Genomic DNA, 7,662 nt, shown 5'->3' on the forward strand with positions numbered 1-7,662 from the left:
TGGCAAAATCGGCGTCCGAGCCCCTGAAGCAGTACTCGCTGCGAAGATCGCCAGTTCAGCGATCGGTACGAGGTATTCAACTCTTCGCACGATAAATTATGCAGCCGAGGGTGAATGGCGCTGGCGCAATGACCGCGGAGCTCTCTTGGGGGAGGCGAAACTCAGCGCTGCGATTCCGAGACACGGCTCTCCGTCCAACGCTGGCGCATAATCCGAAGCACCGAGGCTTCCGCCTCCAAAAAACAGATCGATTTCTTGCAGTTTTTATCTATTGTAGTCTCTAGGTCATACAATTTGCCTAGAGCCGCTGCGAGCGCCCTTAAAGCTGATCGTTTTTCTTCTTCATCTCATCCAGTTTATCGATGATTTCAATAATTCTCACCATAAGATCGTCGTGGGTTTGCGCAGATGGTTGCTGCGCAAATGCCGCGAATGGTCATGGGATCGGTTCCTGATTTGGCGTGGGGAAACGCAGCCGCCGCGGGCGATCAGCAGTCTAACGCCGGACGGAACCGCCGAGAAGGCAGGTACGTTTCATTTGCGTGCTGGCCACGCCTACGGCGGGGTCTCCGCCCGCCCTTCGAATGAGCCTCACCCCATCATCTTTATAAGCTGCAGGCTTTCGATCTCTGCCTTAAGCTTGGCGACGGCAGCCTCCCCCCGAATACTCTTGACGCCCCTCCTTTCGCGATCAAGCGCGCCCGGGATTCCGTCGAGAAGCTCCGCTCGCAGTGGTTCCGGCAACAAGGGCCCTTCCCGCTCGGTCTCGACCACGGTCGACTTTCGGTGCGACCACCGACGCCTTCGTCCGTCCGGCCAAGTGAGGAGCGCGAAGAACAGAAGCMGGACTATGCGACTGCCGGCTTCCTGAGTGTGATGTTGCCGGAGCGTCGCGGTAATCGCCTGCCCGACTACGGCTCCGGAAAAGCCACTCGTCGTCACGCGCGCTTTTTTGGGCCAAGGCGTAAGCGCCTCTCGGGGGGCTCCGTGAGTTCAAACGGCATCAGCGATTGATTCTGCTGAACGACAAGGGGGATTCGGAGAAACTCTGACCGCAGCAGCATCAAACGCGCCACAACGTCCAAAATGGCTCTATGCGCGCGGAACTACGCCGCTGCTCGATGGGTTTGCGCTAATTAATCCAGCGCGCAAGGACGGCTTCCATGGAAATTAGGATCGGCTATCGGATCGAGATCGTCACCTATCAGCCGACGCCCGCCTTGCTGCTTCTCGACCCCCCACCCCAGCCGCGATGGCGACCTGGTGACGACGCCCAAGACAGCCGTCAGGTCCCTGAACGACGGCAGCAACGTGCCGACCGCCAAATATGCGGACGGGTTCGGCAACCGTCGCCGGCGCCTGGTTGTGCCCCCGGGAGGCGTCGAATTCACCAGCGACATGATCATCCGAGATTCTGGCGAGGTCGATTACGTCGACCAAAACGCGCAGGAGGTCTTCGCCGGGGACCTACCGTCCGAGGTCTTGGAATACGTGTTATCGAGCCGCTATTGCGAGGTTGACGAGCTCTCGGCAACTGCATGGAGCCTCTTTGGGAACTGCGCCCCGGGTTGGAATCGGGTCCAGCAGATCTGCAACTACGTCAATGCTCAGATTCGCTTCGACTACCAGTCAGCCCGCGGCACTCGTACGGCGGTGCAGGCCATGACGGAACGGGTCGGGGTCTGCCGTGACTTCACTCACCTGGCGGCCGCGCTGTGTCGCTGCATGAACATCCCCGCACGCTACTGCAACGGCTACCTGGGCGACATCGGCGTGCCGCGTGATCCGGCGCCAATGGATTACAACTCCTGGTTCGAGGCGTATCTCGACGGCGGCGAGTGGTTCACCTTCGATGCCCGGCACAATATGCCCCGCATCGGTCGCATCCTGGTGGGCAGGGGCCGGGACGCCGCCGACATCCCGATGATCCACACGTTCGGCCCGCACATTCTCCAACGCTTCGAGGTCATCACCGAAGAGGTGGTAGCGACCTAAGCGATGCGGCGCTTGCAAACTCTCGATCCGCAGGCCGTGATTTAGGTCGGCACATTCTCCAAAACGCTCTCGCCTAGCGTGCAGCTGGTCTATCTTTCCCGCCGGATTGGCTCGGGTGTTCACAGAGGCCAAGCAAGTCCAATTTGCCGGGCCGAAAGCGATCGATATGACCATATTCTCCGTCAGGCACATCACAAACTATCACTATGCAAAACCGGTGGGGTTCGGTGAGCACCGACTGATGTTTCGCCCCCGGGACAGTTATGACCAGAGGCTACTCAGGGCGACCCTGGTGATTGATCCGGAGCCCAGCACTATCCGCTGGATTCACGATGTCTTTGGCAATTGCGTCGCGCTCGTTCGGATTTCTCGTCCCGCTTCGGAGTTGTGCTTCGAAACCCGGATTCAGCTCGACCACACGCCGCAGGCAACGCCCGATTTCCAGATGGATGAGGAGGCGCTGACGTATCCCTTCGCCTATAGTTCGGACGAAACAGCGGATCTGGCTGGTACGACCGATCGTCACTACCTCGACGACGATGACGAAGTCGGGCGATGGGCCCAGCAATTCGTCAACGTTGGCCGGCGGACTGACACCGGGAAGCTGTTGATGACGCTATGCTATGCAATCCACGAAAGCTTTGCCTATTCGCGTCGTCTGGAGGCCGGAACCCAGCCGCCGCTTATCACGCTACGCCTACGTCGCGGCACCTGCCGCGATTTTGCATTGTTCATGATGGAGGCGGTGCGTTCCCTTGGCTTCGCGGCTCGTTTTGTCACGGGATACATTTACGTTCCCAGCCGCGACACCTCGACCACGCTCGGGGGCGGCTCTACCCATGCTTGGTGCCAAGTCTATCTCCCCGGAGCCGGATGGGTGGAGTTCGATCCAACCAACGGCATCGTCGGCAATCGGGATCTTGTCCGGGTCGCCGTTGCCCGGGACCCTCGCCAGGCGATTCCACTCACGGGAAGCTACTCCGGCCTCGCCTCGGATGCCCTCGGCATGACCGTGCAAGTCAATGTGACTAAGGAAAAGACGAATACAGAGGTCGAAGATCCAGATAAATCGGGGTAAAGCTCATCCTCTCCCAGACCGTTCCGCTTGCCACGTGTCATAGGTGGAAAAACCAGCTGGAGATTGGCTCTACGGGGTCTCCTCACCCGGCCGACCCTGGGGAGGTCACCGGGGAGCGTCGGATGTGGCCATAGGCAACGTCAAGCATGGCTACTTTGCGCTGGCGTGATTTAGCAATATTTTGGCGCGGTTCAGCATGACACCGTTGGCTGGTCTGGCATGGGGGTGCAACCACACCGCTGCGAAAAGAGCCGACGATGAGCACTAACAGCACCACCAGCTTGATCTGGGCCATGATTGCCCGCAGCAACGGCACGGTTGGCTACCGCGACGAAACCCAGCGCTACATCATCGAAGCAGCGACCGACTGTTTCTACAGGGTCACCTTTTGCAGCAATGACCATTATGAGCTGACGATTGGCCACAGGCAGTCGGTCGCTGAAGCGAAGGCGCTCTGTGAGGCTGACTTTGCCGCGCGGGATGGCAACTACAATTTGGACTAAGCCGCGCGCCCAGAGTGGGCACCGTTCCCCCATGCCGAACGTTGCTTGCCATTCTTCCTCGGTCAGCAACCGGCTCATCCCGTGGCCATCATCGAGTGTGCCCGTACTCGGCCAGAGGTGCGGACACCAAGGAGCCAGCGAAGCTGCTAAGCGGCAAATCCGCTGGGATCGCTGTAGATCGGGCGAGATTTCGCCGAAGGTGAGGCCACGACGCTACAACCTGGCCTGAGCGGCGACATTGGCCTAAAGGACGGCGGGAATAGGCTGTTCCGCATCGCGTCCGAGGCCCGTTTCCATGCGTAGAAAGGGCCGCCTGCTCAGCGTCGCTTTCGACGCCTTCGTTCTGGTCTGGCTCGCCGGTGACCTAAGCGGGCCGAGGCCGAACGCAAGCTCACTGAGATCGCCAATGATCCACCGAGGCTCTGGTTCTGGACGCCGGCCGTCGAGAACAGCACGGTGTCCGAAGGTAGTTCCACCGAAGCCTTGCACACCGTCAAGGCGACAGCCTTCGGCAGCTACCTACTACGCATCGATCCCGGCTTCGAGGACGGCAAGGTGAGGCGCGTCGCCGCCGAGGTGGGCCGTCATGTCTGACACGCTCACGCACCCAAGAACGCATGCCCCGCTCCAGGTGATCGTCCATTTCAGCGAAGGCGAGGCCAAGGCCCTGGCCCTGCGGCCGGCGCAATGGGATCGGAAGAAGCACGCTCGCCGCTGGCCAGGGCGCTCGCCCGCGTCAGGGAAGAGATGAACACCGCCAAGTCCGGGCACCGCAACATGACGATGCACGTCAGGCCCCATGTCTGAGACCACCACCTGACTGCAGATGCTCTTCGCGGCGTGGGGAGCGTCGCGCCMAGATGGAGCTGTCAGGCGGGAGAATTGCGAACAAAACTTCCGGAAATTGGAAACACGTTTCCGGGCCGGAAGAACACCCCCCGAACGGCTCGGGAACGGCGACATGTGACCTTACTTGAGCGAAGGCCGTGGACCATGAAGGACAAGAAACTGCCGCTCGTCGTCAAGCCGATGCGGGTGAGCTGGCGGCACGGCCATCACCGCAGGGTGCGTTTCGGCAGGGGCCGCGGCGACACGCGATTGAGCATGAACGAGAGCTGGGTCGTCGCCGAGCTGAACTCGCCGGGCATCGACATCGATGCGGACTTCGATGAAGAGGAGGACGAAGAGGAGGACGCCGGGCCCCAGCGTTGGCATCGTCGACCTCGATCTCCAAGACGGCTTTCTCGACGACGAACTTCGTGCGCCGGCGCTGTCGACCCGAAGGTGATGGATGCGCAAAATGAAAAGAGGCTCCGGTCAAACCGAAGCCTCCAATCGGTTTCCATAGAGCCTGCCGCAGCCGGGCTTCCTACGTAACTCTATTCACTGGGAGCGCGGCCGCCTTACGGCGGCTGGCCGAAATCAGGCGGCCTGCTTCGTAGCGGCAGCGACCACAGCGGCGGCGGCCGGAGCGGCCTTCGCGACGATGCCYTCGAMCGGCTTGTAGGCGTCCTTGGCGAGAGCGGYGTAGAGCTCGCCCATCTTTGTAAGTTGGGCGACCGCGCCCTCGAATGAGGTCTTGACGTACTCGGCCTGGATCTCGAGAGCCTTGTCGAAGGTCTTCACGCCAGCGAGCTTCTCGATCACGGCGGTGCCAGCYTCGAAGGACTTCTTGGCATAGTCGATGGCCTCCACGGCAATGGTCTGCACGCCCTTGGAGGTGGCGCCGAAGGCCTTCAGGGCTGCGTCGACGTTCTCTTTGGAAGCCTTCTGAAGGGTCTCKAACTTCTGGATCATGGTCTTCTCCTGTGCACCTTTGGTGGCGCTTTAGTGAAGGGCCGGAACGGCCCGACGTGTCGCCCCAAGCTCGTGTGAAAGAGATAACCACCGGGGACTGGTTATCGTATTGTGCGCTGCAGCATTAATGTCAAGAACATGCTGCAGTGCAGCAAACATAGGCCATCCCGATCGCGACAGTTCGGCGTCATTTCGCCCCCCCCGAACCGGCCCGGGCTTGAGGATGTCCGCTCGTTCCAAGTGTATCTGGTTGCGCAAGAGGTCTCCTGGCCGGCGCTGAACCAGACGGTGTGCGCGTTTAGAGAACGACACCAGCAGTCAGTGAGTCGGTCGCCGCGTTGCAGCAGCCGAGCTTGGAATTAGCAGTCATCATTCATCCGGTCGGAAAAACCGCGTAGATGCCAGATTGCGGATGGCGCTACGGGGTCTTCTGCGCCCGGCTAGAGCTGGGGGGCGATGCCGGGGAGCTTTGGATCAGTATCGGCTTATCCGCTACCCCCGCCCCTGCCGTCGAATCGACTCAGGGCAAGGTCGTGCAATGCCCCATGGTGCTCACGAAAGGTAGGCTGGTCAAACGAAGACAAGATTAGCCAAAGCTCTTTCATGCCTCGATCCGTCGGAAGAAGCGTTTGGCTGCGTTGATCTCCGGGCCACTCGTGGCGGCAATGACCAAGCTAAAGCTTTTCGTCGCGGAAATACCGTCGGTCATACTATGCGCGACGGTCGCTGCCGTCATTACATCGAGGGCCTGCACCAGCTTGGGCACTCGGGCATCGATGCCCGAAATTGATCCATATCAACGCGCGCCGATCCGAACGGGCGCCTAGTCTGGACACTCCGTAAGTGTGAGCAAACGGGTCGGATCGTCGGAGGCTGGGGGGCCGGTCTGACGATCCGGCCCATCGCAATGGGGCGGGCGCCGGCCTTCTTGCGCAGGCCCAGTTCCCGTCACTAGCCGGTCGAGGTGACAGCGGGGTGCGATGCCTGCCCATGCTCGCACGCGCCCCGCCACCGTCGGCCAGCCCGCGCCCCCGTCAATGGGGCCCCTTGCCCATGCGGCCGCTAGCGTTGAGACGGCCACGCTTCGAGCAACGCCGCATGGGCAAGGGCAACCCATCCAGGCGCAACTATTCAGCGTGCGTTTCGATGTAGCCAACGACGTGCTCTCAACTGAACTTAACTCGGGGCATTGCCGGGACGGCTGAACGCTTTCGGCTCAGAGCGGAGGCTCGCTTCCACCTCTCGGATCCGGGTCATCAAATCGGAGGTCCTCACGTTCTGCGCGCCCTTCCCCTCGTTGCCGCCATCGGGAAAGCAGTCGACATCGGCAGGATGACGCCCTGTACGCCCCAGCCGCACAAGCAGATCGACCCCGACGCGGGGCCATCTACCAAGCGCTTCGGCCCCGGCCGGCGCAAGAATTCCAGCGAAAGATCATGTCTTGATGGCGATCGAAGAACTCTCGCTKACGATATGGCCGATCGTAACCCTTGCGATGAAGTTGGTGGTCTTCCCCGCGGTCKGGGGAAGCCTATTATAAGACCGACCAGCGTAAAAATATGGAATTATTAACCATGCTTCAGCCAACGTTGTGAAGATATCCGCTGCGAATCGGAGTTTGTTATGCGCGTTTTATTGATTGAGGACGACGCATCGATCGCGCAGAGCATCGAGATGTTTCTCACGCTGGAGAACTTCGAGGTCACCAAGTCAGCCTGCGGAGCCGATGGCCTTGCCCTCGCTCAGTCGGCGCGGTTTGACCTGATCGTTCTGGATCTMGGCTTGCCCGACATGCCTGGCATGGAGGTGCTCACGAAACTCCGAGCAACTTCCATTGCAACGCCGCTGATGATCCTCTCGGGCATCAACGAGATTCAACAGAAGGTCCGTTCCCTGATTGCAGGGGCGGATGACTACGTGACAAAGCCATTCCACCGAAACGAATTTCTTGCCCGCCTTCGGACTTTGGTGCGTCGCTGTAACGGTACGGAGAACCGCACCGTCCGGGTCGGAGATCTCTGCATCGATCTGGATTCGAAAACGGTTGACGTGGCCGGGAAGCCCGTTCGTTTGACCGGCAAGGAATATGAACTCGTTGCGTTCCTGGCGAGCCGCCGTGGCTTCGCTCTGTCAAAGGAAATGATCCTCAACCACCTCTATGGTGGGATGGACGAACCTGCGCTCAAGATCGTCGACGTATTTATCTGCAAGGTGAGACAGAAGATTGCGGCCATATCAGGCAGAACCAACTACATCGGAACTGTCTGGGGACGTGGCTACATGTTGAAT

At 60.2% G+C, this 7,662-nt stretch carries 9 protein-coding genes; 6 read left to right on the top strand and 3 right to left on the bottom strand.

What is annotated here, in order from left to right; genetic code table 11:
* Positions 1 to 591: 591 nt before the first annotated feature.
* Entirely contained in the window at positions 592 to 774 is a 183-nt protein-coding gene (locus AC1DJT_RS31615; RefSeq protein ID WP_441508780.1) for a hypothetical protein, read from the bottom strand.
* A 489-nt stretch (positions 775 to 1,263) separates the two neighbouring features.
* Here AC1DJT_RS31615 and AC1DJT_RS31620 point away from each other — a divergent pair, with 489 nt between their 5' ends.
* From AC1DJT_RS31620 to AC1DJT_RS31640, 5 genes are all read left to right on the top strand, one after another.
* Positions 1,264 to 1,995 carry a transglutaminase-like domain-containing protein gene (locus AC1DJT_RS31620; protein ID WP_476835610.1) on the top strand — a complete coding sequence of 244 codons (732 nt, stop codon included), beginning with the start codon at positions 1,264 to 1,266 and terminating at the stop codon, positions 1,993 to 1,995.
* Positions 1,996 to 2,161: 166 nt separating this feature from the next.
* On the top strand, positions 2,162 to 3,073 hold the full coding sequence (locus AC1DJT_RS31625) for a transglutaminase family protein (RefSeq protein ID WP_441508783.1): 912 nt from the start codon (positions 2,162 to 2,164) through the stop codon (positions 3,071 to 3,073).
* Between the two features lie 257 nt (positions 3,074 to 3,330).
* Positions 3,331 to 3,576: a hypothetical protein gene (locus AC1DJT_RS31630; RefSeq protein WP_476770265.1), complete on the top strand. Its 246-nt coding sequence runs from the start codon at positions 3,331 to 3,333 to the stop codon at positions 3,574 to 3,576.
* Positions 3,577 to 4,032: 456 nt separating this feature from the next.
* Positions 4,033 to 4,170 (top strand): hypothetical protein, encoded by a 138-nt coding sequence (locus tag AC1DJT_RS31635; RefSeq protein ID WP_476770266.1) that lies wholly within the window; start codon positions 4,033 to 4,035, stop codon positions 4,168 to 4,170.
* Positions 4,171 to 4,569: 399 nt separating this feature from the next.
* A complete protein-coding gene (locus AC1DJT_RS31640; RefSeq protein WP_476835611.1) occupies positions 4,570 to 4,953 on the top strand; it encodes a hypothetical protein in 384 nt (127 codons plus the stop codon).
* 45 nt (positions 4,954 to 4,998) lie between these two features.
* On the opposite strand, the gene AC1DJT_RS31645 is transcribed toward AC1DJT_RS31640, so the two are convergent.
* Together AC1DJT_RS31645 and AC1DJT_RS31650 are read right to left on the bottom strand one after the other, a co-directional pair.
* Complete coding sequence (locus tag AC1DJT_RS31645; protein WP_476835612.1) at positions 4,999 to 5,373, bottom strand: phasin family protein; 375 nt, start codon at positions 5,371 to 5,373, stop codon at positions 4,999 to 5,001.
* A 601-nt stretch (positions 5,374 to 5,974) separates the two neighbouring features.
* Positions 5,975 to 6,139, bottom strand: coding sequence for a hypothetical protein (locus AC1DJT_RS31650; protein WP_476770269.1), 165 nt, complete (start codon positions 6,137 to 6,139; stop codon positions 5,975 to 5,977).
* An 857-nt stretch (positions 6,140 to 6,996) separates the two neighbouring features.
* Between AC1DJT_RS31650 and AC1DJT_RS31655 the strand changes: the two genes are divergently transcribed.
* Positions 6,997 to 7,662 (top strand): response regulator transcription factor (locus tag AC1DJT_RS31655; RefSeq protein ID WP_476835613.1); only part of this gene is annotated, 666 nt, incomplete at its 3' end.

The organism is Allobosea sp. 05T422_2 (genome assembly GCF_056396265.1).